We start from the raw sequence: 26,031 nt of genomic DNA on the forward strand, positions 1-26,031 counted from the left end.
TGAGGGGGTTCTTCTATGGCACGCCGTCTACCGCCGCTGTATGCCTTGCGCGCCTTTGAAGCCGCCTCCCGGCACAACTCATTTACCCGTGCGGCGGATGAGCTTTCCATCACGCAAAGTGCTGTCAGCCGGCATATCCGCACGCTCGAAGAGCACTTCGCCTGCCGCCTGTTCCAGCGCAGTGGCCGCAACCTGCAGCTCACCGAAGCGGCGCGCCTGCTGTTGCCCGGCGTGCGCGAAGGCTTCGCGGCGCTGGAACGCGCCTGCCACACCCTGAACGCCGAAGACGACATCCTGCGCATGAAGGCGCCATCGACCCTGACCATGCGCTGGTTGCTGGCGCGGCTCAGTCGCTTTCGCGCCTTGCAGCCTGGCAATGAAGTGCAACTGACCAGTGCATGGATGAGCGTGGATGAAGTGGACTTCAACCAGGAACCCTTCGACTGCGCTGTATTACTGAGCTACGGGCACTTTCCGGCGGATTGGGAGGCCTGCTACCTGTTCCCCGAACTGCTGATCCCGGTGGGTGCGCCCAACCTGCTCAATGACGGGCCGTGGGACGTCCCGCGTCTGGCAAGCGCCGAGCTGCTGCACCCCACACCCGACCGCCGTGACTGGCGCAATTGGCTGGAGCACATGGGGTTGTCGTCCCAGGTGTCGCTCAAGGGTGGGCAGGTGTTCGATACCTTGGAGTTGGGCATGATCGCCGCCGCGCGGGGTTACGGCGTGTCCATGGGCGATTTGCTGATGGTGGCCGAAGATGTGGCCCAGGGCCGTTTGAGCCTGCCGTGGCCGACGGCGGTGGCCAGTGGGGAAAATTACTACCTGGTGTGGCCGAAAACCCGTCCCGGTGGCGAGCGTTTGCGGCGATTGGCGGAGTTTCTTCAAGGCGAAGTCAATGCCATGGAATTGCCCCAGGTTGAACGCCTGGCCTAGCGCTTCGGTGCAATCGTTTGCGCGGTACCCCTGTAAATCGCTCAAGTATTGTCTGCGCTTGCCGAATAAGGTGTGCTGGAACCCTTATTTTCCAGCGTTTCCCACCAGATAATTTGCCGAGCTGCGCTAAGAGATCAGGATGATCCTGGCCTCGGCCAGGAGCTGTCATGTCTCAACCTCGCGCTCGGATCGCCTCCCAGTTAGGCCTCGCCTTGGCCGTTATTTTGGCGGTCGTCATCAGCGGCAGTACTGTTTTTGCCCTGCGTTCCTTGGATTCGGCCAACCTCGACACCCGCGAGGAACACCTGGCCAGCGAGGCACGCTTGCTGGCCGATCAACTCAACACCTTCCACAGCACCTTGCGCGAGAGCACTCAGCGATTGAGCGGGCTGTTTGAAAAGCGCTTTGGCGCCGGCTTGAGTGTGCGCGCGGACCAGCAAGTCGCCGTGGCCGGTGTGCAGACCCCGAGTCTGTTGTTGGGCGATGAGGTGTTGAACAACAACTTCGCTGAGGTGGACGAGTTCAAGCAGATGTCCGGCGGGGTGGCCACGGTGTTTGTGCGCAGTGGCGAAGACTTCATCCGCATCAGCACCTCCCTGACCAAACAAGACGGCAATCGCGCCATCGGGACTGTGCTGGATCACCAGCATCCGGCCTACCAGCGCCTGTTGACCGGGCAGAATTACATTGGCCGGGCGGTGTTGTTTGATCGTGCCTACATGACCCAGTACAGCCCCGTGCGCGATGCCGCCGGCAAGGTGATCGCCGTGTTGTTTATCGGCTTTGATTACACCGACGAGCAAAAGGCCCAGTTCGACAACCTCAAACGCTTCCGTATCGGCCACACCGGCTCGCTCGCCTTGTTGGACGAACAGAAGCACTGGCTGGTGCCGCCGGCCGGTGTGCAGGCGTTGGACCAGGCAGTCCCGGTGATGCTTGATCTGGCCAAGAATCCAGGCAAAGGCCGCTTCTGGAGCGACAAGGACGAAGACTTCTACAGCGTTGCGGTGCCGTTCGACGGCGGGCCGTGGTCGGTGGTGGCGAGTATGCCGAAGTCCGAAATTCGTGCAGTCACCTGGGCGGTCGGCATTCGCCTGGTGATCGGCAGCGTGCTGGCGATGTTGCTGGCAGTAGGCGCAGCGGTGTGGTTGCTGCGCAGCAAATTGCAGCCTTTGAGCGACCTGGTGCGCCAGGCCGAAGCCTTGGGCGCCGGCGATTTGAGCGCACGCTTGAATGTGTCCAGCCATGACGAAATCGGCCAGTTGGCGAGCAGCTTCAACCAGATGGGCGAAGCGCTGTCGACCATGGTCTCGCACATCCGTAAAGCGGCCGAAGAGGTCAACAGCCGGGCTCAGGCGTTGTCCGGCCTGTCGGGTGGGGCTTATGAGGGCATGGAGCAGCAGTCCGGCGAAATCACCAGCATGGCTGGCGCAGTGGAAGAGTTCAGCGCGACCTCGCTGAACATTGCCGACAACATGGGCAATACCGAGCGATTGGCCCAGGAAAACGCCCAGCAGACGCGTATTGGCCGCACCTCGATGCAAGAGGCATCGTCATCGCTGGAGCATATCGCCACCGCCCTCAACAGCACGGCCACGGTGATCAACACCTTGGGCCAGCGCTCCCAGGAAATTGGCGGGATCGTCGGCGTGATCACCTCGATTGCCGAGCAAACCAACCTGCTGGCGCTCAACGCCGCCATCGAGGCGGCGCGGGCCGGTGAACAAGGCCGGGGCTTTGCGGTGGTTGCCGACGAAGTGCGCAACCTGGCCTCGCGCACGCGCCAGGCCACCGACGAAATCTCGGTGATGATCCAAAGCATCCAGCAGGAAACCGGCAACGCCATCAGCACCATGGAACACGGCAACGTGTTGATGCAGGAAGGCCTGTCGCGCAACGCCGACGTGGCCTCGGCCCTGGCGCGCATCGACGAACAAAGCCGTTCGGCAGGCCAGCAGTTTGCTGCCATTACCACTGCGACCCAGGAGCAGAGCAGCACGGCCAACGTGCTGAGCAGCAACCTGCAGAGCATTGCCCTGGCCAACAGCGAACAGCGCGAAGTGGTGTCGAACCTGGCCATTACCGCCAAGGAACTGGAAACCCTGGCGGCCGGTTTGCGGCACGAGGTTGACCGTTTTCGTTAAGGCTTAATGCTCGCCCAGGCCTGGGTCCACGCGCTTGCCGATATCCTTGAGGCGCGCCAGTTGGTCGACCATCCCCGGTGCCTCGTCCATGCTGGTGACGAAGGTCCACAGGTAGGTCATGACCGCGTAGATGTGGCCGGCCTTGACCGCCGGCGACAAAGCCAACTGGCTGATCGCGACCACAAACAGCAGGGCTGCCAGCGTGCCGAGAAACAGGTACGCGGCGGCCTCGCGGTCGGACAGCCAGATGCGCAGGCGTGACAGCACGTGGTAGTGGCGACGCAAGGTGGGTGCGCCGACTTTTTCTACCAGGCCGATTTCTTTCTCCAGGCGATCATTCAGGCGCTCATGCAGTTCCTGGTTGCGCTGGGCAAAGCGTGGCAGCAGCGTCACGCACAGCAGCAGGGCGGCCAGGCACGCCAGGCCGACCCACGGCTCAATCACGATCAGCATCACCGCCGCGCCAATAATCGAGACCAGCGCCGTGGCGATAATCGGCACGTGTTTTTCAAAGAAGTCGACGAATTCGCGTGCAAGCACCACCCGCGCGGCGGATTTTGAGGTGCTGTGATTCTGCTGGCGCTGGTTGAGAATCACCGGCACCGCAAGGTCGGCGTAGATTCGCGTAAAGGTACGCGTATCCAGCGCCCGCCGCGCCGCGCCGACCACCCAGAACGCCATCACCACCAGTGCATAGAACAACGCGCTGGTGGCATCGCCACGGATAATCGAGTCCACCGCAAACCCGGCAAACAGCGGGTAGGCCAGCAGCAGCGCATTCTCCAGCGCCACCAGTGACAGTGTGCAGAACAGCTTGCCGGGGTAAGCCTTGGCAATCGCCTTGAGCGTTTGGCCGGCGGATTGCTGGCCAATTTTCTTGCTTTCTTCAATCAGGATTTGCGGGGTCACGGATGACATGAGTGCACCAAAGGGGTGATAGACGCTATTATTGAGCGACTGCTCAAGTATCCTTGAGCGATCGCTCAAAAAGCAAGCGCCGCTTATCTACAGGCGCCCGAAGGAATTGCCCATGTCGCGTATCGACCGTAAAGACCAGATCATCGCCGCCGCCCTGGAGCTGTTTCGCAGCAAGGGTTTTGCCGATGTGTCCACCCGTGACCTGGCCGAGCATGCCGGCCTGTCGCGCAGCCACGTCTATCACTACTTCAGCGACTGGAACGAACTGCGTCGCGAAGCCTTTGTGCGCTTTGCCAATGAGCAATTGGATGAGGTACGCGAGCCGTTGGCGGATGCGCCGCCGCTTGAGGCACTGGTGGGTTTCTTGCGTGATTGCCTGCCGAGCACCGCTGATGCCGGCTGGGCGTTGTGGCTGGATGCCTGGGACGAAGCCATGCACGACCCGCAAATGGCGCAGGCGTATCTGGTGATCAACGCGCAGTGGCAAGGCATGCTGGCCGAGGTGATTGAGCGAGGCGTGGCTGAGGGTGTATTCCGCTGCGACTCGCCCCAACGCGCGGCCCGGCAAATCTTCGCGTTGGCGATGGGGTATGCCGATGACCTGATGCTCAAGCCGTCTGTGGAGTCGGCCGAGGCGGTGCTCGATGAGGTCATGGAAGTGGCGCAGCTGCTGCTGGGTTTTTCCGCATAAGACTTAACCCGTTGCCGCAGGCCGGTACTGCAAGGCCTCCTGCAAATGATGCCGGGCAATATGTTCAACCCGCTCAAGGTCCGCCAGGGTGCGCGCCACCTTGAGCAACCGGTGGGCTGCGCGCAGGGACAAGGTCAGTCGTTCGCAGGCGCTTTCCAGCCAGCCTTCATCGGCTTTTGCCAGTTGGCAGTGCTTGCGCAGCCCTGGCAGGTCCAGGAAGGCATTGGCGCAGCCTTGGCGTTTTTGCTGGCGCTCACGGGCCTCGGCGACTTCCGCCGAGGCTGTTGCGGTATTGTCGCCATCCTGTTGGAGCGGGTTCAGTGCGGTGGCTTCCCGGGCAACAGTGAGGTGCAAGTCGATCCGATCCAGCAATGGCCCCGACAGCTTGTTGCGGTAGCGCTGGATTTGCTCCGGCGTACACCGACAGCGCCCGCTGGGTTCGCCCAAATAGCCGCAAGGGCAGGGGTTCATGGCGGCCACCAATTGAAAACGTGCCGGAAAACTCACCCGGTCGCGGGCGCGGGAGATCACGATATGCCCGGATTCGAGCGGCTCGCGCAGCACTTCCAGCACCTTGCGATCAAACTCCGGCAGCTCATCCAGAAACAGCACGCCATGATGGGCCAGGGTAATTTCCCCCGGCTGCGGTTTTGACCCGCCGCCCACCAGCGCCGGCCCCGACGCTGAATGGTGCGGTTGACGAAACGGACGGTGCGGCCAATGGCTCAACGGCGCCAGGCTGACCACTGACTGAATGGCCGCCACTTCCAGGGCTTCCTGCTCACTCAAGGGCGGCAGCAAACCAGGCAGGCGGCTGGCGAGCAAGGTCTTGCCGGTGCCGGGTGGTCCGCTGAACAGCAGGTTGTGCGCGCCCGCCGCCGCAATCAGCAGTGCGCGCTTGGCGGCAAGCTGGCCTTGCACCTCACTCAGGTCCGGGTAGGGTTTGTTCAAGTACAGCAAGCCGTCGGATTTATACGGCTCAATCGGCACCAGCCCATTCAGGTGCGCCACCACTTGCAGCAGGTGGTCCACTGCAATCACCTTCAACCCCGACGCCAGGCACGCCTCCTCGGCATTTGCCCGCGGCACTATCACGGTGCGCCCGGCCTTGCGTGCCGCCAGCGCGGCTGGCAGCACACCTTTGACCGCCCGCACCTCACCGGACAGGGCCAATTCCCCCAGGCATTCCACGTCATCGAGCATCAATGCCGGCACCTGCACGCTGGCGGCCAGGATGCCCAAGGCAATCGCCAAATCAAAACGCCCGCCATCCTTGGGCAGGTCGGCGGGCGCCAGGTTGAGGGTGATACGGCGGGCCGGGTATTGCAGCGCGCAGTTGAGGATGGCGCTGCGCACGCGGTCCTTGCTTTCCTTGACGGCAGTTTCCGGCAGGCCCACCAAGGTAAGCGATGGAAGACCATTGGCCATATGCACTTCGACGGTAACGGCGGGGGCTTCTACGCCAATTTGGGCACGGCTGTGGACGATGGCGAGGGACATGCTCGTTCCTTGAGTGGGAGGCCGCTTCCTGCGGGTTTTTCAAGGGTAGACGAGGTGAGATGCTTTCGAGGGCGGGAGGTTTTACTGAACGTATCCAAAGAGCGACGCAGAACACCGTGGGAGCTGGCTTGCCTGCGATAGCGCCAGTGAATTCAACACCGCTATCGCAGGCAAGCCAGCTCCCACAGGGGCCGGGTTTATTCAGCAGCGGGTGGCGTCAACCGCGCTTCCAACTCCGCTACCTTCGCTTCCAGACTCTCCAACCGCGCACGCGTGCGGGCCAGTACGACCATCTGGCTGTCAAATTCTTCCCGGCTCACCAGGTCGAGCTTGCTGAAGCCGCTTTGCAGCAGCGCCTTGAACTGGCTTTCGATTTCGTTGCGGGGCAGCGGGGTTTCGCCGCTGAACAGGCGAGAGGCGTGGCCGCTCAGGGCGTCGAGGAGGTCTTTGGGCGCGAGCATGGGAAATATTCCGGAAAACTGTTGGCCGGCAGTGTATCACGCAGCGTCTATAGTCCTTTCACGGCCGCGAGCGCACGCTTTTCGCGCAGAGGGCTGGGCGGCTACGCACTGTTTTTGTGCGCATTGCAGCCGCCAATACGCCCCGCAGGTGGGCATAAGTGGACAAAGAACTGATTTCAGTGATTTTTACGGAGCTGGCAAGGTTTCTGCTTAGACGATCATGACCCATGCACTGATGCAGTCGCTGTGACGAATGCAGTGCGCCGACGGATCAGGGGTACAGGTTTCGTCACCAGTGGTTCGCTGGCGTCGCAACGGCAAATGCCGAGGCGACGACGCGTTACAAAGCCAGGCACTGCGCTTAGACTTGAGACGGGTTTGTTTTCCTGGGGCAAGTCCACCAATTCGGGAGAGAGTTTTCATGAAGCTAGTCACTGCCATCATCAAGCCGTTCAAGTTGGACGATGTACGCGAGTCACTGTCCGAGATCGGCGTGCAGGGCATTACCGTTACTGAGGTCAAAGGCTTCGGTCGGCAGAAGGGTCACACCGAGCTGTATCGCGGCGCGGAATACGTGGTCGATTTCCTGCCAAAGGTGAAGATTGATGTCGCCATTGACGACAAGGATCTTGACCGGGTTATCGAGGCGATAACCAAGGCGGCCAACACCGGCAAGATCGGTGACGGCAAGATCTTCGTGGTCAATCTGGAACAGGCTATTCGCATCCGTACCGGCGAAACCGATACCGACGCAATCTAAGCCGCCAAACCCCCAACGCCCCAGGAGAAAACAATATGACTCTGCGTAAATTCGCAGGGCTAGGAGCCCTGTTGTCCCTCGTAATGCCGGCCCTGGCATTGGCGGCGGACCCAGCCCCTGCTCCAGTCCTCAATTCCGGCGACACGGCGTGGATGCTCACATCCACCGCGCTGGTACTGTTCATGACCATTCCGGGCCTGGCGCTGTTCTACGGCGGCATGGTGCGCTCCAAAAACATTCTTTCCGTGATGATGCAGTGCTTCGCCATCACCGGCCTGATCACCATCCTGTGGTTCGTTTACGGCTACAGCATGGCGTTCGACACCACCGGTATGGAAGCAGGCGTCGTCAACCTCAACTCGTTCGTGGGCGGCCTGTCCAAACTGTTCCTGTCGGGTGTAACCCCGGCGAGCATCACCGGCCCTGCGGCGCTGTTCCCTGAGGCGGTGTTTGTCACCTTCCAGATGACCTTTGCCATCATTACCCCTGCGCTGATCGTCGGTGCATTCGCCGAGCGTATGAAGTTCTCCGCGATGCTGATCTTCATGGGCGTCTGGTTCACCCTGGTCTATGCGCCGATTGCCCACATGGTGTGGGGCGGTCCGGGCTCGTTGCTGGGCGACTGGGGCGTGCTGGACTTCGCCGGCGGCACCGTGGTGCACATCAACGCCGGTGTGGCCGGCCTGGTGGCGTGCCTGGTACTTGGCAAGCGTAAAGGCTTCCCGACCACCCCGATGGCACCGCATAACCTGGGTTACACCCTGGTCGGCGCAGCCATGCTGTGGGTCGGCTGGTTCGGCTTCAACGCAGGCTCTGCTGCGGCGGCCAACGGTACTGCCGGTATGGCGATGCTGGTCACTCAGATCGCTACCGCTGCTGCGGCACTGGGCTGGATGTTCGCCGAGTGGGTCACCCACGGTAAGCCAAGCGCACTGGGCATTGCCTCGGGCGTAGTCGCCGGCCTGGTTGCAATCACTCCGGCTGCCGGCACTGTTGGCCCGATGGGCGCTCTGGTCATCGGCCTGGCAGCGGGCGTGGTGTGCTTCTTCTGCGCCACCACCCTGAAACGCAAACTGGGCTACGACGACTCCCTGGACGCCTTCGGTGTGCACGGTATCGGCGGTATCCTCGGCGCGATCCTCACCGGCGTGTTCGCAGCGCCTTCGCTGGGCGGCTTCAACGCGGCCACTACTGACATCGCGGCGCAAGTCTGGATCCAGTGCAAAGGCGTGGGCTTCACCGTGATCTACACGGCCATCGTGACTTTCATCATCCTCAAGGTGCTGGACATGGTGATGGGCCTGCGGGTGACCGACGAAGAAGAGGCGGTGGGCCTCGATCTGGCGCAACACAACGAACGCGGCTACAACTTGTAAGTACGCGAAAAAAAGATGCCCGGCTTGCCGGGCATTTTTTTGTCTGGTGTTTGTCTGTGGCTAAAGGCGGATGGGTTTTTTGCCGAGTTTGTGATGGGATCCACACGGCACTTTTGAGGATGCGAAAGTCTTACATGCATGTAGGCGTATTCGACACTTTGTTTTTTCCCAGACCGCGCTAGAATGCGCGCCGATGGGCGGAGAACTGTATGTGGCAACAGACCCTGATTACCCTGCGGGCCAAGCCCCGGGGCTTTCACCTGGTAACGGATGAGTTGCTTGCCGGCGTGCCTGAGTTAAAGGCTTGCCGAGTAGGCCTGTTGCATTTGTGGCTGCAGCACACCTCGGCCTCGTTGACCATCAACGAGAATGCCGACCCGGCGGTTCGCCGTGACTTCGAGCGTTTTTTCAACTCGCTGGTGCCGCAAGGGCGTGCAGGGTTCGAACACAACGACGAAGGTCCGGATGATCTGCCGGCGCACTTCAAGGCCAGTCTGCTGGGCTGCCAGTTGAGTTTGCCGGTCAAGGCCGGCCGCTTGGCAATAGGGACTTGGCAAGGTGTTTATCTGGGCGAGCACCGTGATCATGGCGGTGCTCGTAAAGTCCTCGCCACCTTGCACGGTGATGGGGCATAAGCCACTGGTTATCCAGTGGATGTGATTTTTTTCCGGCGACCTCGACAGAGGGTGAAGCTGGGCTATAACTAATCTGCTTTTCGCAAGTCATGAGGTAGAACATGAGCGACGATGATCTGGAAAACGACGACCTTGAAGTAGGCGACGACGACGAGGCTGAAGAAGGCCTTGAAGCGGCAGCTGAAGACGTTGCTGACGACGACGGTGGCGATGATGCACCCGCCCCGGCAGCCAAAGGCAAAGCCAAGGCCGCTGTCTCGGTAGACGAACTGCCGAGCGTTGAAGCCAAGAACAAAGAGCGCGATGCGCTGGCCCGTGCGATGGAAGAATTCCTCGCTAAAGGCGGCAAAGTGCAGGAAGTCGAGGCCAACGTGGTGGCAGACCCACCGAAGAAGCCGGATAACAAGTACGGCAGCCGACCTATCTGAGGTCAGCAGACTGCTTGTAAGAAAAAGCCCGCCGTCGCTGCGGGCTTTTTCATGCCTGAAACAAATTCTTAAAATTCATTGCATAGCCCTGTGGGAGCTTCAGCGTGACTGCCAGCTGCGCAGCAGCCCCGGCAACTCTGTCAGGCTACGAATATCTGCATCCGGCTGCTTATCCGCTTCCCACGCCTTGCCCGTCGGGTTGAACCACACCGCGCGAAGCCCGGCCTGCTGCGCACCAGCGATGTCATCGCCAGGGTGATCGCCAATATGCACGGCCTGACTTGCATCCACGCCACCGCGCTGCAAGGCTTCCTGAAACAGCCGCGCATCCGGCTTGGCAATGCCGATATCCTCGGCGCGCAGGGCAAAGTGGAAGTAATCCGCCAGCCCCACGCGTTGCACATCGGCATTGCCGTTGGTGATCACGCCCAGCAGGAAGTGCTGGCGCAGCGCCTTTAGCATGGGCTCCGCTTCCGGGAACGGCGTGAGCTGGTGACGGGCGTGAATAAACGCCTCGTAGCACACATCCGCCATCTGCGTGGCCTCAGGCTGTGGGTAACCCGCCTCTTCAAACGCGTGCATCAGGACCTTGTGACGCAGGATGCTGATGCGATATTTAAGCTCTGGATGGCGCTCCAACACCTGCTGGCGAAGGCTGGCGAAATGTTCCAGAGGCAAGTCGCCAACCTTGGAGGCGTTAAGTGCCAGCCATTCGCGCATCGACGCCTCGGCGTTGATGATGACGGGTACGTTGTCCCAGAGCGTGTCGTCCAGGTCGAAGGTGATCAGCTTGATACTCATGAGTCGCCGCCCTTGATGCGTTTGGCCCGTGGATGGGCGCTGTCGTATACCGTCGCCAGGTGCTGGAAGTCGAGGTGGGTATAGATCTGCGTGGTCTTGATATCGGAGTGGCCGAGCAGCTCCTGCACGGCGCGCAGGTCCTGGGACGACTCCAGCATATGGCTGGCAAAAGAATGTCGCAGCATGTGAGGGTGCAGGTTTTGCCCCAGTTCGCGTTCGCCGGCAGCCTTGACCCGCACCTGAATCGCCCGTGGCCCCAGGCGTCGGCCTTGCTGGCTGACAAACACCGCATCGTCGGCCGGGTTGGTCAACAGGCGCAGCGGCAACCACAGCTGCAAGGCTTCGCGGGCCTTCCTGCCCACCGGCAGCACACGGGTCTTGCTGCCCTTGCCGAGCACTTGTACCAGGCCGTCCGCCAGGTCCAACTGATCCAGGTTCAGGCCGGTCAGCTCCGACAAACGCAGGCCCGAGGAATAAAACAGCTCAAGAATCGCCTGGTCACGATGGGCCAGGAAGTCATCCTCAACGGCGCCGTCCAGCAGTTGCAGGGCGCGGTCGGTGTCGAGGGTCTTGGGCAGGCGCCGTTCGCCCTTGGGCGGCGACAGGCCGTTGGCCGGGTCGTGGTCGCACAGGCCTTCACGGTTGAGGTAGTGATAGAGGCCGCGTACCGCTGAGAGCAGGCGCGACAGGCTGCGCGAAGACTGGCCCGCCTGGTGCAGGCGCGCGATCAGGCTGCGCAGGCTCTGGATATCCAGCGCCTTCCAGCTGGTGATCTGTTGTTTTTCGCAGTACGCCAGGACCTTGTTCAGGTCCCGTCGATAGGCTTCCAGGGTGTGAGGCGACACCTGGCGCTCGTTGCGCAGGTGAGCGCAATAAGCGTCCAGTTGCCGTTCCATGGCTAGCGCACCGCGCGCAGGGTGGTGGTGTGGCGGGGCAAGACGCGGCCCAGTACTTCGGCGATGTAGGTCAAGAACAGCGTGCCCACCGAGCTTTTGTAGTGCGCAGGGTCACGGCTGGCAATTGCCAGCACGCCGTGCAAGCCCTGATGGCTGAGGGCGACCACGGCGGTGGAGCCGATCTGCTTGCGCTGTTCGGCGCCAAACAGGAAATCCAGCTCGTGTTCACGCAAGGTGCCGCTGATGGTCTTGCCTTCCGAGAGCAGGCCGCCGATTGCGGTTTGCGCGTCGCTGCCGCTGACCCAACGGCCCACCGGCATCGGGTTGTCGCTGAACAAAATCAGGCTGACAAACGGCACCTGAAAGTCTTGGCGCAGGCTGTCTTCCACGGCGATCACCGTTTCTTCCAGGCTGTTGGCGTCCATCAGGGTCAGGATCAGGCGGCGGGTCTTGTCGAACAAGCGGTCGTTGTCGCGGGCCACATCCATCAGGTGTGAAAGCCGATGGCGCATTTCGATATTGCGCTCGCGCAGGATCTTCATCTGCCGCTCCACCAGCGACACGGTATCGCCACGCTGGTGGGGGATGCGCAGGGCGGGCAGCAGTTCTTCGTGTTCGACAAAGAAGTCCGGATTAGCCTCAAGGTACGCCGCGACAGCAGCGGCCTCCAGACTTTCGCTTGGGGTTGCTTGGGCGGGTACTTGAGGCTTATCGGTCATTAGCTTGGCTCACTCATAGACGGACCTGTCCTTCGTATACACGCGAGGCCGGCCCGGTCATCATCACCGGGTGGCCAGGCCCTGCCCACTCGATGGACAAACGCCCACCCGGCAGGTCGATCAATAGGGGCGAATCCATCCACCCCTGGCTGATCGCGGCGACGGCGGCGGCGCAAGCACCGGTGCCGCACGCCTGGGTTTCGCCGGCGCCGCGTTCCCACACACGCAGCTGCGCGCGGGTACGGTCGATCACCTGCAAAAAGCCCACATTGACCCGCGCCGGAAAGCGCGGGTGATGCTCGATCTTCGGCCCCAGCTCATGCACCGGGGCGTTGTTGATGTCGTTGACCCGCAGTACGGCATGGGGGTTGCCCATGGAGACGGCAGCGATGTCGACGATTTTGCCTTCTACATCCAGCGCGTAACTGGCGGCCTGCTCGGTGGCCTGAAACGGAATATCCGCTGGCACCAGGCGTGGCGCGCCCATGTTGACGCTGATCTGGCCGTCGCTGCGAATGTCCAGCTCGATCACGCCGCTTTTGGTCTCGACACGAATCTGGCGCTTGGCAGTCAGGCGTTTGTCCAGCACAAAGCGCGCAAAGCAGCGCGCACCGTTGCCGCACTGTTCCACTTCGGAGCCGTCGGAGTTGAAGATCCGGTAACGGAAATCCACCTCCGGGTTGCTCGGCGCCTCGACGATCAGCAACTGGTCGAAACCGATGCCGGTGTGCCGGTCGCCCCACTGTTTGGCGTGCTTAGGCAGGATGTGCGCGTGCTGGCTGACCAGGTCCAGGACCATGAAATCATTACCCAGCCCGTGCATCTTGGTAAAACGCAGCAGCATGGCTTACTCCGGCAGCAGGCTTTCGCCAGCAAACAACTCGGCTACCGTCTCGCGGCGACGCACTTCAAACGCTTGATCACCGTCCACCAGCACCTCGGCGGCACGGCCGCGGGTGTTGTAGTTGGAACTCATGACAAACCCGTAGGCACCGGCCGAATGCACGGCCAGCAGGTCACCTTCTTCCAGGGCCAACTGACGATCCTTGGCCAGGAAGTCGCCGGTTTCGCAGATCGGGCCGACGATATCGTAGGCGCGGCCTTCGCCCTCGCGCGGGGTTACGGCAGTGACGTCCATCCACGCCTGGTACAGCGCCGGGCGAATCAGGTCGTTCATTGCTGCATCGACAATGGCGAAATCCTTGTGCTCGGTGTGCTTGAGGTACTCGACCTGGGTCAGCAGCACGCTGGCGTTGGCAACGATATAACGGCCCGGCTCGAACATCAGGGTCAGGCCGAGGCCTTCGGTGCGCTCACGCACAGCCTTGATGTAATCGGCGATCAGCGGCGGCTCTTCATCGCGATAACGCACACCCACACCACCACCGAGGTCGATGTGTTGCAGGTAGATGCCGCACTCGCCAAGGCGATCGGTCAGCGCCAGCAGGCGATCAAGGGCGTCCAGGAACGGAGGCAGGGTGGTCAGTTGCGAGCCGATATGGCAGTCGACACCCAGCACTTCCAGGTTCGGCAGCTGTGCGGCACGGATGTACACGTCTTCGGCGTCGGCAATGGCGATGCCGAACTTGTTCTCTTTGAGACCGGTGGAGATATACGGGTGCGTGCCGGCATCGACGTCCGGGTTGACGCGCAGGGAGATCGGCGCGCGAACGCCCATCTCGGCGGCGACCACTTGCAGGCGCTCCAGCTCGTCGGTGGATTCGACGTTGAAGCAATGCACGCCCACTTCGAGAGCGCGGCGCATGTCTTCGCGGCTTTTGCCGACACCCGAGAAGACGATCTTGTCAGCCTTGCCGCCGGCAGCCAGAACACGTTCCAGCTCGCCACGGGAAACGATGTCAAAACCAGCGCCAAGACGCGCCAGGACATTCAGTACACCCAGGTTGGAGTTGGCCTTGACCGCGTAGCACACCCTGTGTGGAACGCCTTCCAGTGGGTCGGTGAACGAGCGGTATTGGGCTTCGATGTGCGCACGCGAGTACACATAGGTCGGGGTGCCAAACTGCTCGGCAATCGCGGACAGCGCCACGCCTTCCGCGAACAGCTCGCCGTCCCGGTAGTTAAAAGCGTCCATGATGTTCCCTTAGTAAGTGTCGTGCTTATGCGCTTTCGCAGCTTTTTGCGACGACTGTGCCTGGTCGTTCGGGTCTTTGCTGTCATCGGGCAGGTACAGCGGGCCTTTTTGACCACAGGCACTAACGAGGCAAGCGACCGCGACGAGCGCAGCAAGGGAAGAGATCAGGCGCTTCATGGCGAAATCCTTGAATATGCATTAATTGCGCCCGAGTATACCGACCACCCGGCAGCTTGCCTATGCGCCGTAATACCCGTCCGGCGGGGGTTTGCCGAGCATGTCGCGATTCGGCCTACGCTAAATGAGGATATTTCACGCGGCTGCGGGTAATGAAATCGGTATCCTTTGCAATCATCATGGCGCGTCCGTATCGTGCGCCGCTTGAGCGTGACCAGACACTTTTCGAGGTTCCCACAATGAGTTTGACCGAAGCCCGTTTTCACGACCTGGTGGATTCGACCCAGCAGGCGCTGGAAGATATTTTCGACGACAGCGGCCTGGATGTGGACCTGGAGAACTCGGCTGGCGTGCTGACCGTTAAGTTTGAAAACGGCACCCAACTGATCTTCAGCCGTCAGGAGCCGCTGCGTCAGCTATGGCTGGCGGCGCGTTCGGGTGGTTTTCACTTCGACTACAACGAAGAAGACAAAAACTGGCAGTGCGATACCAGCGATGAGCTGTTAAGCGAAATGCTCGCACGCCTGGTCCAGGAACAAGCCGGCGCTGAGCTGGACTTCGACGAGATCTGATCGTGACCCAGCCTGCACCTGTACGCCCACCCAAGCCGCTGTTCAGCAATGTCAGCCCGGCAGTGCCGTCACCTTGTATCAGTTTGTGTCGCCTGGACGAGCAAAAAGTCTGTCTCGGCTGCTACCGGCACGTGGAAGACATCCGTGAATGGCGCTCCGCTGACGATGCCCGGCGCCGGGTGATCTGCGCCGAGGCCGAACAGCGCAGGGCGCGCGCCTGAGGCCGTCTTGTTTATTTGTGACGCTGTGGTAGTGTCCGGGTACGCCTCAACTCATCGAGGCCCGTGAGAACCCCGCCTTTTCCTGGCGGGGTTTTGCTTTTTTGTGCAGAAAAAAGGAGTCTGCCTGAATCATGACCGCACCTTCCATCATTCTTACCCGTCTTGACGTGCAGCGTCTGGAGCAATTGATCGACCGCTTGGGCGACGACTCTCCCGGCGCCGAAGCGTTGCAAGCCGAACTCGACCGCGCCGAAGACGTGGTTGGCCACGATGAAGTGCCTGCGGGTGTCGTGACCATGAACTCCAGCGTGCATTGCCGTGAGCAAGGCAGCGGCAAGGACTACCACCTGACCTTGGTGTACCCGAAGCACGCGAACGCCGATGAAGGCAAAATTTCGATCATGGCTCCGGTAGGCAGCGCCTTGCTTGGCCTGCAAGTGGGCCAGCACATCGACTGGCCGGCGCCGGGCGGCAAAACCCTCAAGCTTGAATTGCTCAGCGTCGAAGGCCAGCCCAAAGATGGCGGCGCCTTCCCTCTCTAAATCTGGCTCAGCGCCGCATTTAGCGACAACTCCAGCTCGGCCTTGTAACGCAGATACAAGTTGCTCGGGCTTTGCACATCACCGAGCAGGCCGGACAGGTCCAGGTCGGTGATGTAGCAGCGGTAAAGCTCGGTCTCCCGGCGTTGCCCGACGATTTCCTGGGCGACCACGGCAAACAGTTGGTCGCCGAACTCCAACTCCGAAAACTCCCGTTGATTGCAATACAGCGTGATGCCGACCTGGCCGGGTGCGGCCTTGCCGATAATCGCCTGCACGTCATAAAACGGCTTGTTGGCCGGGTTTTGCGGCACCGGCCGAGGCTCGATGCCGCGGGCGCGGTGGCTGCCTGACGGCAACAGTTGGTAATACAAAATCTGCACTTCACCCAGCGGCTGTTGCGTGTCCAGCGGTGCCAGCGCTTCGCGGCGATAGATGATCGACTGCAGGAAGCGCTGCAGCGGCGCCAGCAGGCTTTGCTCATCATGAAACGGCAAGCGTTGCTGCCACAGCGCGTTGAACTCATCCAGCACATACAGCTCGGCGAAGCCTTCATTGACCCGGTAGAACACCTGCACACAATCAGCCACGCCCATGGGCAGCAGCAGGGCCAGGTCGTGGTCTTCCAGCGCCATGGCATCCAGGTGCAGCGGGCTGTAGCTGGCCAGTTCTTCGCTGAGGTAGGCGATCAGCGCATCCTGGGTCAGCAGTGGCACGTGAGTGGCCTGGCCCGGCGTCAGTTCCATCACGTGATAGTGCTGCTGCACCTGCAGGAGGTAGCGGTGATTGGACTGGCTCAGCAGCAGGTTCTGCACGGTGTCGAAAATTTCTTCCACCCGCTGGGCAATGAATTGCGCACGGTTGTGGCAGAAGCAGCGCACCCGCAGGCGTGGCAGGTGGTTCGGCGGCAGTTGGTTGAGGTAGTCGCGCAGGCAGTCGAGCAGTGCATGGGGGCCGTCGTAGCGGCTGACCAATACCTCGTTCCAACTGTTGAGCGTGACCTGATCCAGGGTCAGCACCAGGTTGTCGCGCACACCGGCGTAGCTCAGGGAGTCCGTGCGCTCGGTGGTCATCAGGATATTCAAGTCGCGGTGATGCTTGAGCGGGTCGACGCCGACGTTGATCAGCAACAGCACCTCTTCCGGCACCGCCGAGCGCAACAGACGGTCTTCATCAACGCTGGCCAGGGGCAGGGCGATGGTCTGTTGCAGGCAGCCCAGCAGGTTGAACAGCTCGAATTCCGTCATGTCGCTGACGCCTGGGTGCAAGGCCAGGCGCGTGCTGCTGTCGATTACGCCGTTGCGATGGCACCAAGTGAGCATTTCCAACAGGTCGCGGCTGCGCTTGATCGGCGCGAAGTGCTCCCATTCCAGCGCCGTGAGGTTGCCGTTGTACAAGCCCCAGTGGTGCTGGCCGGGCTCTTTGCGGTTGGGCGATTGCACCAGGGTCAGGGTGTCTTCGGCCAGGTCCGGGGCGATGCCGGGGTTGATGAACTCGACCTTGCCGGCTTTACGCTCAAACGCGGCATACAGGCGCCGACCCAGCACATTGAGGTCGCGCTTGTTGATCAGGCTGACGGTCTGCTCGGTGCGAGCGAACTGGGTGAGAAAGCGGTAGCTGTAATTGAGTTCGCTGACCAATGCGCGGCGCTCGGAAGCCACCTGGCGCACTTTCCACTGGCTGCGGCTGTCCAGCAAGGCCAGTTGGCGCTGGTCCCAACCCCATTCATGGGCCAGGCGTTCCAGCAACAGCCGCTGCCAGCTGGTGCTGCGTTGGCCGGCGCTGAGCTTGCGATTGACCTTCAGGTACAGCGCGCGGCGTACCAGCTCCAGGCGATCGGGTTCATTGCGCGCCCTGAGGTATTCCTCGATGCGGCGGTAGACCACGATGTACGGGTCCAGCTCATCCAGGTCCATCTGGTTGGCAAACACCGCACGTTTGAAGCGCAGGCTCAGGCAGTGCACGTTCGGGTGTTCGCTGGCGTACACCTCGGTCAGCAGCAGCTTGAGCACCGATTTGTAAGGCGACTCGATGCCCTTGAACAGTTGCCACAACCCCGCGCCGATAAATTCGCCCGGCGGGATGTGCGCCAAGTGGCCGAGGTCGAGGGTTTCATCGGCGCGGATAAAACGTTTGGAGATCAGCGCGTGGGTGAACTCGGCGTAGCGGGTTTCTTCATAGACCGGCACCAGCCACCAGATGGGCGTGCGCCCGGCGAGCCAGATGGCGGTGCGGTAGAACTCATCCAACAACAGGTAATGCTGGGTGGTGCCGCAATCGTCAGAGCTCAGTTGCGTATCGCGCTCGCCTGAAACAAAGCGCGTCGGCTCGATCAGAAAGAAATGCGCCTCGGCGCCCATGGTCAAGGCCCAGGCTTCCAGCAACTGGCACTTTTTGCGCAACTCGGCCAGTTCGTTCTCGACAAGGTCCGCAGCGTGGCAGACCCACACGTCCATGTCGCTCTGGTCCGCCTGGGCCAAGGTGCCGAGGCTGCCCATCAGGAACAGGCCATGGATCGGCCGCGGCGGGTTGCCATGGCGCGGCTTATAGGAGAAAGAGCGGGTCAGGCGCTGGGCTTCGGTGAGGGCCTGGGCGTCGGGTTCGAAATTCGACAAGCCTGCCGGCGTGCTGCTCGAGACGTAGCCGGGCAACAGCGGGTGGTTGACGTGGAAAAACAACGGCAGCAGGGTCAGCACGCTTTGTTGGCGCGGCGTCAGCCCTTCGACGGCGCGGGCCATGCGGCCTGCATTGAGGGCCATGAAGCGCGCACGCAACTGGGCCAGCACCTTGCGGTCGATGCCTTCGTCCAAGTCGGGGCGGATTTCATGGGTGCGGGTCATTTCTGGGTCGTTGGCTCGCAGAGCCCGACGTGGGCGGCCGTGTAGGAGTTTACAGCCAGAAGCGTAGGAGGTTTAGATGATATGTGGCTTTTTGGCGTCAGAATTTTGTGCGGCCCACAGCAACGCCCTCGGAATCCGCAGCAGGCGGACCCCATGGGCGACAGTAAGGTGTCAGGCAGCTTCTTTGGTAGTGGCGGTAGTCAGGATAGTCAGCAGGGTTTGCGCTTGCTCGGCAGCGTCGCGGCCGAGGCTGGTCAGGTAGCCCCCATCCGGCTGGTCGATCAGGCCTTTGGCATGAAGGCGTTTGGCAGCGGCGATGGCAGTAGGCGCGGCGGTCTGGTGGACTTTCAGACCTTCCTTGGTGCTGTCCAAGGGGAAGAGTACAAGGATTTCCAGTTCGGCAACCAACTCAGGGGTATACGACATAAGGACTCCAGACTTTCTAAAATTTATTAGAGGCTAGCAGGCCATAAGGTGAACGCACTTTGCCGAACTGTCCAGCGTGTTGCTGCGTGCCCGGACTATTCCTTTTCCGGCGGCAACTCAGGCAGCGCCCGCAGTGCTGTTTCGTACCATTCGGTATTGAATGCGCGATCCTCGTCCAGCATCGCGTCGATCTCGAAAGCCAGCACGTGAGCCATGAGATTCAGGATCTCTTCACGCTCATAACCCACCAGGGTCAGTTTGTTGAACGTAGCCTTGGCGGCAGGCGGGTTGTCGCTTTCGATCTGATTTTCGATCGCTTCGATCAGTGTATTTTCGGTGAACTCTTCTTCGTCGCTGTCGATATCGGTCGGCTCGCTCATGGCAGGCTCCTCAAGGAAAGGGCGCCAGTCTACCGCCATTCAGGCAACTGATGCTGCTGGTCAGGCGGCCTGCATGGATCTATAACTCTTGCAGCCAACCCCACACCCGGCCTGGAGGCATTCGCAATGCTCAAGCTTTACGGATTTTCGGTCAGCAACTACTACAACATGGTCAAACTGGCGCTGCTGGAGAAAGGCCTGCCGTTCGAAGAAGTGCCGTTTTACGCAGGCCAAACCCCTGAAGCCCTGGCCGTCAGCCCGCGTGGCAAGGTGCCGGTGCTGGGCGTCAAGCAAGGCTTTATCAACGAAACCAGCGTGATCCTCGAGTACATCGAGCAAACCCAGGAAGGCCCGTCATTGCTACCCGCCGACCCGTATCAGCGCGCCCAGGTGCTGGCGTTGTGCCGGGAGATCGAGCTGTATATCGAGTTGCCCGCCCGCGCGTGTTTTGCCGAGGCGTTCTTTGGTATGCCGGTGCCGGATGCGATCAAGGACAAAACCAAGGCTGAGTTGTTGCTGGGGGTTGGTTCTTTGGGCCGGCACGGCAAGTTCGCGCCGTATGTGGCGGGTGAGAGCTTCACGATTGCCGATCTGTATTTCATGTACAGCGTGAACCTCGCCTGCGCGGTGGGCGAGAAGCTGTTTGGCCTGGATTTGCTGGCGCAGTTGCCGAAGGCCAAGGCCTTGCTGGAGCGCTTGCATGAGATGCCCAACGCCAAGAGGGTGGCGGCGGACAGGGAGGCAGCGATGCCGGCGTTTATGGCGATGATTGCGGCCAAGAAGTAGATATTTGGCGGCAGGGATGACGCTATCGCAGGCAAGCCAGCTCCCACATTTTGAATTGTGAACCCATTCAAGTGTGGGAGCTGGCTTGCCTGCGATGCTTTTAGCGGTTGGCGAGCAGTGCCTGGCCGCGCACAACGGCTGCCTTGACCTGCGCCGGCGCAGTGCCGCCCACGTGGTTACGGGCATTCACCGAGCCTTCAAGGGTCAGCACGGCGAACACGTCCTGCTCGATCTGGTCGCTGAACTGGCGCAGTTCTTCCAGGCTCATTTCCGCCAGGTCCTTGCCGGTGTCCACGCCGTACTTCACAGCATGACCGACGATTTCGTGGCAGTCACGAAATGGCAGGCCACGGCGCACCAGGTAGTCCGCCAGGTCGGTGGCAGTGGAGAAACCGCGCAATGCCGCTTCACGCATGATCGCGTGCTTGGGCTTGATCGCCGGGATCATGTCTGCAAACGCACGCAACGAATCGCGCAGGGTGTCGGCAGCGTCGAACAGCGGCTCTTTGTCTTCCTGATTGTCCTTGTTGTAGGCCAGGGGTTGGCCTTTCATCAAGGTCAGCAGGCCCATCAGCGCGCCGAACACACGGCCGCTCTTGCCGCGCACCAACTCCGGTACATCGGGGTTTTTCTTTTGCGGCATGATCGAGCTGCCGGTGCAAAAGCGGTCCGGCAGGTCGATGAACTGGAATTGCGCACTGGTCCACAGCACCAGCTCTTCGGAGAAGCGCGACAGGTGCATCATCGCAATGCTGGCGGCGGCGCAGAATTCGATGGCGAAGTCGCGGTCCGACACGCCGTCCAGGGAGTTGCCGCCCACGGCGTCGAAACCCAACAGCTGCGCGGTGTATTCGCGGTCGATCGGGTAAGTGGTGCCGGCCAATGCCGCGCTGCCCAACGGCATGCGGTTGGCGCGCTTGCGGCAGTCCACCAGGCGCTCGTAGTCGCGGCTGAGCATTTCGAACCAGGCCAGCAAGTGGTGGCCGAAGGTCACAGGCTGCGCGGTTTGCAAGTGGGTGAAACCGGGCATGATGGTGCCCGACTCACGCTCGGCCTGCTCCAGCAGACCTTTTTGCAGGCGGGTGATTTCGGCCAGGATCAGGTCGATCTCGTCACGCAACCACAGGCGGATATCGGTGGCCACCTGGTCGTTACGGCTGCGACCGGTGTGCAGTTTCTTGCCGGTCACACCGATGCGGTCGGTGAGGCGCGCCTCGATATTCATGTGCACGTCTTCCAGGTCGACGCGCCAGTCGAACGTGCCGGCTTCGATCTCACCGCGGATGGTGGTCAGGCCGTCGATGATGCTGTCGCGCTCGGCGTCGGTCAGCACGCCGACCTTGGCCAGCATCGTGGCGTGGGCGATCGAGCCCATGATGTCGTGGCGGTACAGGCGCTGGTCGAAGGTGACGGAGGCGGTGAAGCGCGCGACGAAGGCGTCGACGGGTTCACTGAAGCGGCCGCCCCAGGACTGGTTGGTCTTGTCGGTGCTCATGGATTCGCTCGTGATCTGCTTAAAAAGAGGCGTGGAGGTGTGCCGCCGATAATAACAGGGTTGCCCGTTGAGGCGATGCTACGGGTGATCGGCATTTTTATTTGCGCCAAGGATGGCTAAGTGCCTTGCCGCCGAACGCATCCGGGACGAGACTGGGGGCAGGCGTTAATTGAAACGATATTTGACGATTGAGCAATATCGTCTCAGCGAGCGTCTACAGTTGCACTGATAGAGCGTGAATGCACCAAAGTCGGGTGATGCGGTCATAGCCCAGACTATCCATTAAAAAAGGGGGGTATTCGGATTGTGTATCAGCAAACCCTACGACGATGCCCAAAGGCAGCAGGTCTTGGGCGCAATTGAACAGGTCCGGGTAAATTTGGGTGCCGCTGCCGGGGCACTTTTTGCCGCTCGCGCTAGTCTTAGCGTGGATCGCTGTGACGCAAGTCACCGCACCTGTCTACGCTATCCTTGTGCGAGACTCACGCAGGAATCCAGCGCAATATGAATGTCCTGATCGTTGATGACGAACCCCAAGCCCGCGAGCGACTGAGCCGTTTGGTCAGTGAACTCGAGGGTTATACAGTCCTTGAACCGAGCGCCACCAACGGCGAAGAGGCGTTGACGCTGATCGACAGCCTCAAGCCGGACGTGGTGTTGCTCGATATCCGCTTGCCGGGCCTTGATGGCCTGCAAGTCGCCGCCCGTTTGAGTGAGCGAGAATCGCCACCTGCCGTGGTGCTGTGTGCCGCTCAAGAAGAGTTTTCCACCGAGACCCTGGAAGCCAGCGGTGTCAGCTTCATCGTCAAGCCGGTGGCGAGTGAAGCATTGCTCAAGGCCCTTAAGAAGGCCGAGCGACCAAACCGCGTGCAACTCGCTGCGCTGACCCAGCCGGCCGCCCAAAGTGGCAATGGGCCGCGCAGCCATATCAGCGCGCGGACCCGAAAGGGCATCGAACTGATCCCGTTGGACCAGGTGGTCTACTTTATTGCCGATCACAAGTACGTGACCCTGCGTCACGAGACCGGCGAAGTGTTGCTCGACGAGCCGCTCAAGGCCCTTGAAGATGAGTTTGGCGACCGCTTCGTGCGCATCCACCGCAACGCACTGGTGGCGCGCGAGCGAATAGAACGCTTGCAGCGCACGCCTTTGGGGCACTTTCAGTTGTTCCTTAAAGGGCTTAACGGTGATGCCTTGATCGTCAGCCGACGTCATGTCGCCGGCGTGCGCAAGATGATGCAGCAGCTTTAGCCCAAGGGCTGTAGCGAGGCCTGCATTCCGATATCCCGGTGCGACGTGGCCAGGGAGGCCCCGCACTTGCTGATTCAAATCAAAGCGTGTTTGCCTGAGCTGTTATTATCTGCCGTATCTATTCAGTACGGATTGATCCATGTCCTCTCGCGAAATCCGCATCGCCACTCGTAAAAGCGCCCTGGCCTTGTGGCAGGCCGAATACGTCAAAGCACGCCTTGAACAGGCTCATCCAGGCCTCAAAGTATCCCTGGTGCCCATGGTGAGTCGCGGCGACAAGCTGCTTGACTCACCCCTGTCGAAGATCGGCGGCAAGGGCTTGTTCGTCAAGGAACTGGAAACCGCGCTGCTCGAAAACCAAGCCGACATCGCCGTGCATTCGATGAAAGATGTGCCCATGGACTTCCCCGAAGGCCTGGGTCTTTTTTGCATCTGCGAGCGTGAAGACCCGCGTGATGCCTTCGTCTCCAATACCTACGTGTCCCTGGATGACCTGCCGTTGGGCAGCGTCGTCGGCACCTCCAGCCTGCGTCGTCAGGCGCAATTGCTGACCCGTCGCCCGGACCTGCAGATTCGTTTTTTGCGCGGCAACGTCAACACCCGATTGGCCAAGTTGGACGCCGGCGAATATGACGCGATCATCCTTGCGGCTGCCGGCTTGATCCGCCTGGGCTTCGAAGACCGCATCACCTCGGCCATCAGCGTCGAAGACAGCTTGCCAGCCGGCGGGCAGGGCGCAGTCGGCATTGAATGCCGCACCGCCGACAGCGAAATCCATGCCTTGCTCAAACCCCTCGACCACCACGACACCGAAGTGCGTGTCACTGCTGAACGTGCCCTCAACAAGCACCTCAACGGTGGCTGCCAAGTGCCGATTGCCTGCTACGCGGTGCTTGAAGGTGAAAACCTCTGGCTGCGTGGCTTGGTCGGTGATCCGGACGGCGGCACGTTGCTCACCGCCCAGGTGCGTGGGCCACAACGTGACGCGACCGCCTTGGGTATCCAGGTCGCAGAAGAGTTGCTGGGCAAGGGCGCCGGCGCCATTCTGCAAAAAGTCTACGGCGAGGCCGGCCCGCAGTGACCGATTGGCGCGTGCTGCTGACGCGGCCCGCTGAAGAGTCGGCGGCCGTGGCTGCGTTGTTGGCCCAAACTGGTATTTTCAGCAGCAGCCTGCCGTTGCTGGATACCGAAGCTTTGCCCGCCACGCCCGAGCAACGGGCTGTTTTTGCTGACCTGGGCCGCTATAGCGCGGTGATTGTGGTGAGCAAACCGGCTGCACGCCTGGCTGTGCAGCAATTGCAGCAGCCCTGGCCATCGTTGCCGTGGTTCAGTGTGGGCGCTGCCACTGCGCAGGTACTGGCCGATCACGGTCTCAACGTTCACTATCCGCAAACCGGCGACGACAGCGAGGCCTTGCTTCAATTGCCGGCCTTGCGCGAAGCTGCCGCGCAGCCCGGTGCCCGGGTGTTGATCCTGCGTGGCGAGGGCGGCCGGGAGTTGCTGGCTGAGCGTTTGCGTGAGCAAGGTGCTAGTGTCGATTATCTGGAGTTGTATCGTCGTTTCCTCCCGGCTTACCCCGCCGGGGCGCTGATGCAACGCATCCAGTTGGAACGCTTGAACGGCCTGGTGGTCAGCAGTGGGCAGGGTTTTTTACACCTGCAAGCCCTGGCCGGCCCCGATTGGCCGAAGGTGGCTCAGCTGCCGTTGTTCGTGCCCAGCCCTCGCGTGTCTGAAATGGCGCGGGCCGCTGGTGCAGAAAAAGTTGTGGATTGTCGCGGCGCGAGTGCCGCGGCTTTGTTAGTGGCGTTGCGCAGCGCTGCCTCATAAGGCATGCGGCGCCCACTCTCTGATACGCAAAGGACGGATACGTGAGCGAAACAACCTTGCCTAAAGATGACACCCAACCCGCACTTGATGCGCCGGTAGAGTCGCAGGTCGCCGCGCCACGCCGTGGCAATGGCCTGGCGGTTGTGGCCCTGTTGCTCGGTGCCGCAGGCGTCGCCGCCGGTGGCTGGGGGATCTGGCAGGTCCGTGCCCTGCAAGCCAGCAACCAGCAGCAGTTGGGCCAGGTACAGACCCTTGATGATCAATCCCAATCCCTCAAGCAAAGCCAGCAACAGCTGGCGGCGCGCCTGGCGCAGTTGCCTGGGGCGGACGAGCTTGAGGAGCGCCGCCGCCTGGTCGCCCAATTGCAGGGTGACCAGCAGCGTCTGAGCCAACGCCTTGAAACCGTGCTGGGCGCCAGTCGCCAGGACTGGCGCCTGGCTGAAGCCGAACACCTGATCCGCCTGGCCAGCTTGCGCCTCTCTGCCTTGCAGGACATCAACAGCGCCCAGTCACTGGTCCAGGGTGCTGACGAAATTCTGCGCGAACAGAGTGACCCAGGCGCCTACGCCGCCCGCGAGCAGTTGGCCAAGAGCCTTGCCGCGCTACGCAGTACCGAGCAACCCGACCGCACCGGTTTGTACCTGCAACTGGCGGCACTGCGCGATCAGGTCGTAGCGCTTGCGGCTATCGCACCGGAGTATCAGCTCACTGAACCTGCATCCGAAGGGCGCTCGACCACCGATACGGAAAATCGCCTGAGCCAGTGGTGGGAGCAGATCTCTCGTTACTTCCGAATCGACTTCAACCCCGATGACAACATTCGCCCGTTGCTCGCCGGCCAAGGCCTGAATCAGGTGCGCCTGGCGCTGAGCCTGGCGCTGGAGCAAGCCCAGTGGGCCGCACTTAACGGCGAAACGGCGGTGTACAGCCGCTCGCTGGGTGAAGCGCGCAGCGTGCTGCAGGACAACTTCAATCAGGACAACCCGCAGAGCAAGGCGATGCTGGCGCGCATTGCCGAGCTCGAGCCCAAGGCGGTTTCGGTGGTGACGCCGGACCTGGCTAGCAGCCTGGCCGCAGTGCAGGCCTATCTTGAGCGCCGTCATCTGTCTGCCGATGAAGCCAAGGCGTCGGCGGGCACGCCGGCGACCCAGGAGTAG

The 26,031-nt window shown here is 61.4% G+C and carries 28 protein-coding genes; 15 read left to right on the plus strand and 13 right to left on the minus strand.

The genetic code is table 11. From position 1 onward, the window contains the following. Nucleotides 1–15 precede the first annotated feature (15 nt). Nucleotides 16–936, plus strand: a complete 921-nt coding sequence (locus GIW28_RS00930; protein WP_176992495.1) for a LysR substrate-binding domain-containing protein — start codon at nucleotides 16–18, stop codon at nucleotides 934–936. Between the two features lie 167 nt (nucleotides 937–1,103). Continuing rightward, nucleotides 1,104–3,080 (plus strand): methyl-accepting chemotaxis protein, encoded by a 1,977-nt coding sequence (locus GIW28_RS00935; RefSeq protein ID WP_236446603.1) that lies wholly within the window; start codon nucleotides 1,104–1,106, stop codon nucleotides 3,078–3,080. A 3-nt stretch (nucleotides 3,081–3,083) separates the two neighbouring features. On the opposite strand, the gene GIW28_RS00940 is transcribed toward GIW28_RS00935, so the two are convergent. Beyond that, a complete protein-coding gene (locus GIW28_RS00940) occupies nucleotides 3,084–3,998 on the minus strand; it encodes an ABC transporter six-transmembrane domain-containing protein (protein WP_169988058.1) in 915 nt (304 codons plus the stop codon). 112 nt (nucleotides 3,999–4,110) lie between these two features. Here GIW28_RS00940 and GIW28_RS00945 point away from each other — a divergent pair, with 112 nt between their 5' ends. Next, a complete protein-coding gene (locus GIW28_RS00945; protein WP_056860812.1) occupies nucleotides 4,111–4,689 on the plus strand; it encodes a TetR/AcrR family transcriptional regulator in 579 nt (192 codons plus the stop codon). A 3-nt stretch (nucleotides 4,690–4,692) separates the two neighbouring features. Here GIW28_RS00945 and GIW28_RS00950 read toward each other — a convergent pair whose 3' ends face one another. Together GIW28_RS00950 and GIW28_RS00955 are read right to left on the minus strand one after the other, a co-directional pair. Then, complete coding sequence (locus GIW28_RS00950; RefSeq protein ID WP_236446600.1) at nucleotides 4,693–6,189, minus strand: YifB family Mg chelatase-like AAA ATPase; 1,497 nt, start codon at nucleotides 6,187–6,189, stop codon at nucleotides 4,693–4,695. A gap of 197 nt (nucleotides 6,190–6,386) precedes the next feature. After that, on the minus strand, nucleotides 6,387–6,650 hold the full coding sequence (locus GIW28_RS00955; protein WP_058421153.1) for an accessory factor UbiK family protein: 264 nt from the start codon (nucleotides 6,648–6,650) through the stop codon (nucleotides 6,387–6,389). Nucleotides 6,651–7,071: 421 nt separating this feature from the next. Between GIW28_RS00955 and glnK the strand changes: the two genes are divergently transcribed. The 4 genes from glnK to sutA all read left to right on the plus strand — a co-directional run bounded on the left by glnK (nucleotide 7,072) and on the right by sutA (nucleotide 9,849). Beyond that, on the plus strand, nucleotides 7,072–7,410 hold the full coding sequence (glnK, locus tag GIW28_RS00960) for a P-II family nitrogen regulator (protein WP_002555808.1): 339 nt from the start codon (nucleotides 7,072–7,074) through the stop codon (nucleotides 7,408–7,410). A gap of 35 nt (nucleotides 7,411–7,445) precedes the next feature. Beyond that, complete coding sequence (locus tag GIW28_RS00965; protein ID WP_017135897.1) at nucleotides 7,446–8,786, plus strand: ammonium transporter; 1,341 nt, start codon at nucleotides 7,446–7,448, stop codon at nucleotides 8,784–8,786. 209 nt (nucleotides 8,787–8,995) lie between these two features. Further along, nucleotides 8,996–9,421 (plus strand): secondary thiamine-phosphate synthase enzyme YjbQ, encoded by a 426-nt coding sequence (locus GIW28_RS00970; protein ID WP_017135898.1) that lies wholly within the window; start codon nucleotides 8,996–8,998, stop codon nucleotides 9,419–9,421. Between the two features lie 101 nt (nucleotides 9,422–9,522). Further along, complete coding sequence (gene sutA / locus GIW28_RS00975; protein WP_017135899.1) at nucleotides 9,523–9,849, plus strand: transcriptional regulator SutA; 327 nt, start codon at nucleotides 9,523–9,525, stop codon at nucleotides 9,847–9,849. 99 nt (nucleotides 9,850–9,948) lie between these two features. Here the strand turns inward: sutA and GIW28_RS00980 are convergent, their stop codons facing one another. Genes GIW28_RS00980 through lptM form a run of 6 tightly spaced genes read right to left on the minus strand, consistent with a single transcriptional unit; the run spans nucleotide 9,949 to nucleotide 14,537 of the window. Beyond that, complete coding sequence (locus GIW28_RS00980) at nucleotides 9,949–10,650, minus strand: HAD family hydrolase (protein ID WP_236446598.1); 702 nt, start codon at nucleotides 10,648–10,650, stop codon at nucleotides 9,949–9,951. Next, on the minus strand, nucleotides 10,647–11,546 hold the full coding sequence (gene xerC, locus GIW28_RS00985) for a tyrosine recombinase XerC (protein ID WP_017134991.1): 900 nt from the start codon (nucleotides 11,544–11,546) through the stop codon (nucleotides 10,647–10,649). Before xerC ends, GIW28_RS00980 begins: the two co-directional genes overlap by 4 nt. Nucleotides 11,547–11,548: 2 nt before the next feature. Continuing rightward, nucleotides 11,549–12,265, minus strand: a complete 717-nt coding sequence (locus tag GIW28_RS00990) for a DUF484 family protein (RefSeq protein ID WP_056860805.1) — start codon at nucleotides 12,263–12,265, stop codon at nucleotides 11,549–11,551. Nucleotides 12,266–12,278: 13 nt separating this feature from the next. Further along, nucleotides 12,279–13,109 carry a diaminopimelate epimerase gene (gene dapF / locus GIW28_RS00995; protein ID WP_017134993.1) on the minus strand — a complete coding sequence of 277 codons (831 nt, stop codon included), beginning with the start codon at nucleotides 13,107–13,109 and terminating at the stop codon, nucleotides 12,279–12,281. 3 nt (nucleotides 13,110–13,112) lie between these two features. Continuing rightward, the gene (gene lysA / locus GIW28_RS01000; protein WP_017134994.1) at nucleotides 13,113–14,360 is read right to left on the minus strand and encodes a diaminopimelate decarboxylase; all 1,248 of its coding nucleotides are present in this window, start codon (nucleotides 14,358–14,360) and stop codon (nucleotides 13,113–13,115) included. A gap of 9 nt (nucleotides 14,361–14,369) precedes the next feature. Further along, the gene (gene lptM, locus GIW28_RS01005; protein WP_017134995.1) at nucleotides 14,370–14,537 is read right to left on the minus strand and encodes an LPS translocon maturation chaperone LptM; all 168 of its coding nucleotides are present in this window, start codon (nucleotides 14,535–14,537) and stop codon (nucleotides 14,370–14,372) included. Nucleotides 14,538–14,776: 239 nt separating this feature from the next. Here lptM and cyaY point away from each other — a divergent pair, with 239 nt between their 5' ends. From cyaY to rnk, 3 genes are all read left to right on the plus strand, one after another. Continuing rightward, entirely contained in the window at nucleotides 14,777–15,109 is a 333-nt protein-coding gene (gene cyaY / locus GIW28_RS01010; protein WP_099550435.1) for an iron donor protein CyaY, read from the plus strand. A 2-nt stretch (nucleotides 15,110–15,111) separates the two neighbouring features. Then, a complete protein-coding gene (locus tag GIW28_RS01015; RefSeq protein ID WP_056860802.1) occupies nucleotides 15,112–15,330 on the plus strand; it encodes a DUF1289 domain-containing protein in 219 nt (72 codons plus the stop codon). 131 nt (nucleotides 15,331–15,461) lie between these two features. Then, nucleotides 15,462–15,872 carry a nucleoside diphosphate kinase regulator gene (rnk, locus tag GIW28_RS01020; RefSeq protein WP_017134998.1) on the plus strand — a complete coding sequence of 137 codons (411 nt, stop codon included), beginning with the start codon at nucleotides 15,462–15,464 and terminating at the stop codon, nucleotides 15,870–15,872. On the opposite strand, the gene GIW28_RS01025 is transcribed toward rnk, so the two are convergent. The 3 genes from GIW28_RS01025 to GIW28_RS01035 form a co-directional block, all read right to left on the minus strand. Further along, nucleotides 15,869–18,709, minus strand: coding sequence for a class I adenylate cyclase (locus GIW28_RS01025; RefSeq protein WP_177034697.1), 2,841 nt, complete (start codon nucleotides 18,707–18,709; stop codon nucleotides 15,869–15,871). The genes rnk and GIW28_RS01025 overlap by 4 nt on opposite strands. 171 nt (nucleotides 18,710–18,880) lie before the next feature. Further along, nucleotides 18,881–19,135: a TIGR02647 family protein gene (locus GIW28_RS01030; RefSeq protein WP_010207442.1), complete on the minus strand. Its 255-nt coding sequence runs from the start codon at nucleotides 19,133–19,135 to the stop codon at nucleotides 18,881–18,883. A 95-nt stretch (nucleotides 19,136–19,230) separates the two neighbouring features. Continuing rightward, nucleotides 19,231–19,515 (minus strand): hypothetical protein, encoded by a 285-nt coding sequence (locus GIW28_RS01035; protein WP_017135000.1) that lies wholly within the window; start codon nucleotides 19,513–19,515, stop codon nucleotides 19,231–19,233. A 126-nt stretch (nucleotides 19,516–19,641) separates the two neighbouring features. On the opposite strand from GIW28_RS01035, the gene GIW28_RS01040 reads away from it, so the two are divergent. Next, complete coding sequence (locus tag GIW28_RS01040) at nucleotides 19,642–20,301, plus strand: glutathione S-transferase family protein (protein ID WP_099550276.1); 660 nt, start codon at nucleotides 19,642–19,644, stop codon at nucleotides 20,299–20,301. Between the two features lie 100 nt (nucleotides 20,302–20,401). Here GIW28_RS01040 and argH read toward each other — a convergent pair whose 3' ends face one another. Next, on the minus strand, nucleotides 20,402–21,796 hold the full coding sequence (gene argH, locus GIW28_RS01045) for an argininosuccinate lyase (RefSeq protein ID WP_099550277.1): 1,395 nt from the start codon (nucleotides 21,794–21,796) through the stop codon (nucleotides 20,402–20,404). A 504-nt stretch (nucleotides 21,797–22,300) separates the two neighbouring features. On the opposite strand from argH, the gene GIW28_RS01050 reads away from it, so the two are divergent. From GIW28_RS01050 to GIW28_RS01065, 4 genes are all read left to right on the plus strand, one after another. Continuing rightward, on the plus strand, nucleotides 22,301–23,047 hold the full coding sequence (locus GIW28_RS01050) for a LytR/AlgR family response regulator transcription factor (RefSeq protein WP_099550278.1): 747 nt from the start codon (nucleotides 22,301–22,303) through the stop codon (nucleotides 23,045–23,047). Between the two features lie 139 nt (nucleotides 23,048–23,186). After that, nucleotides 23,187–24,128, plus strand: a complete 942-nt coding sequence (hemC, locus tag GIW28_RS01055) for a hydroxymethylbilane synthase (protein WP_017135003.1) — start codon at nucleotides 23,187–23,189, stop codon at nucleotides 24,126–24,128. Then, a complete protein-coding gene (locus GIW28_RS01060) occupies nucleotides 24,125–24,874 on the plus strand; it encodes a uroporphyrinogen-III synthase (RefSeq protein WP_017135004.1) in 750 nt (249 codons plus the stop codon). Before hemC ends, GIW28_RS01060 begins: the two co-directional genes overlap by 4 nt. Nucleotides 24,875–24,915: 41 nt before the next feature. Next, complete coding sequence (locus GIW28_RS01065; RefSeq protein WP_099550279.1) at nucleotides 24,916–26,031, plus strand: uroporphyrinogen-III C-methyltransferase; 1,116 nt, start codon at nucleotides 24,916–24,918, stop codon at nucleotides 26,029–26,031.

Origin of the sequence: Pseudomonas sp. PA-5-4B (genome assembly GCF_021606215.1) — a bacterium.
Taxonomy (GTDB): domain Bacteria; phylum Pseudomonadota; class Gammaproteobacteria; order Pseudomonadales; family Pseudomonadaceae; genus Aquipseudomonas; species Aquipseudomonas edaphica.

Bases quoted from the DNA above. Each gene is read 5' to 3' on its own strand.
- GIW28_RS00930 (WP_176992495.1), top strand. From the start codon at position 16: ATGGCACGCCGTCTACCGCCGCTGTATGCCTTGCGCGCCTTTGAAGCC.
- GIW28_RS00935 (WP_236446603.1), top strand. From the start codon at position 1,104: ATGTCTCAACCTCGCGCTCGGATCGCCTCCCAGTTAGGCCTCGCCTTG.
- GIW28_RS00940 (WP_169988058.1), bottom strand. From the start codon at position 3,998: ATGTCATCCGTGACCCCGCAAATCCTGATTGAAGAAAGCAAGAAAATT.
- GIW28_RS00945 (WP_056860812.1), top strand. From the start codon at position 4,111: ATGTCGCGTATCGACCGTAAAGACCAGATCATCGCCGCCGCCCTGGAG.
- GIW28_RS00950 (WP_236446600.1), bottom strand. From the start codon at position 6,189: ATGTCCCTCGCCATCGTCCACAGCCGTGCCCAAATTGGCGTAGAAGCC.
- GIW28_RS00955 (WP_058421153.1), bottom strand. From the start codon at position 6,650: ATGCTCGCGCCCAAAGACCTCCTCGACGCCCTGAGCGGCCACGCCTCT.
- glnK (WP_002555808.1), top strand. From the start codon at position 7,072: ATGAAGCTAGTCACTGCCATCATCAAGCCGTTCAAGTTGGACGATGTA.
- GIW28_RS00965 (WP_017135897.1), top strand. From the start codon at position 7,446: ATGACTCTGCGTAAATTCGCAGGGCTAGGAGCCCTGTTGTCCCTCGTA.
- GIW28_RS00970 (WP_017135898.1), top strand. From the start codon at position 8,996: ATGTGGCAACAGACCCTGATTACCCTGCGGGCCAAGCCCCGGGGCTTT.
- sutA (WP_017135899.1), top strand. From the start codon at position 9,523: ATGAGCGACGATGATCTGGAAAACGACGACCTTGAAGTAGGCGACGAC.
- GIW28_RS00980 (WP_236446598.1), bottom strand. From the start codon at position 10,650: ATGAGTATCAAGCTGATCACCTTCGACCTGGACGACACGCTCTGGGAC.
- xerC (WP_017134991.1), bottom strand. From the start codon at position 11,546: ATGGAACGGCAACTGGACGCTTATTGCGCTCACCTGCGCAACGAGCGC.
- GIW28_RS00990 (WP_056860805.1), bottom strand. From the start codon at position 12,265: ATGACCGATAAGCCTCAAGTACCCGCCCAAGCAACCCCAAGCGAAAGT.
- dapF (WP_017134993.1), bottom strand. From the start codon at position 13,109: ATGCTGCTGCGTTTTACCAAGATGCACGGGCTGGGTAATGATTTCATG.
- lysA (WP_017134994.1), bottom strand. From the start codon at position 14,360: ATGGACGCTTTTAACTACCGGGACGGCGAGCTGTTCGCGGAAGGCGTG.
- lptM (WP_017134995.1), bottom strand. From the start codon at position 14,537: ATGAAGCGCCTGATCTCTTCCCTTGCTGCGCTCGTCGCGGTCGCTTGC.
- cyaY (WP_099550435.1), top strand. From the start codon at position 14,777: ATGAGTTTGACCGAAGCCCGTTTTCACGACCTGGTGGATTCGACCCAG.
- rnk (WP_017134998.1), top strand. From the start codon at position 15,462: ATGACCGCACCTTCCATCATTCTTACCCGTCTTGACGTGCAGCGTCTG.
- GIW28_RS01025 (WP_177034697.1), bottom strand. From the start codon at position 18,709: ATGACCCGCACCCATGAAATCCGCCCCGACTTGGACGAAGGCATCGAC.
- GIW28_RS01030 (WP_010207442.1), bottom strand. From the start codon at position 19,135: ATGTCGTATACCCCTGAGTTGGTTGCCGAACTGGAAATCCTTGTACTC.
- GIW28_RS01035 (WP_017135000.1), bottom strand. From the start codon at position 19,515: ATGAGCGAGCCGACCGATATCGACAGCGACGAAGAAGAGTTCACCGAA.
- GIW28_RS01040 (WP_099550276.1), top strand. From the start codon at position 19,642: ATGCTCAAGCTTTACGGATTTTCGGTCAGCAACTACTACAACATGGTC.
- argH (WP_099550277.1), bottom strand. From the start codon at position 21,796: ATGAGCACCGACAAGACCAACCAGTCCTGGGGCGGCCGCTTCAGTGAA.
- GIW28_RS01050 (WP_099550278.1), top strand. From the start codon at position 22,301: ATGAATGTCCTGATCGTTGATGACGAACCCCAAGCCCGCGAGCGACTG.
- hemC (WP_017135003.1), top strand. From the start codon at position 23,187: ATGTCCTCTCGCGAAATCCGCATCGCCACTCGTAAAAGCGCCCTGGCC.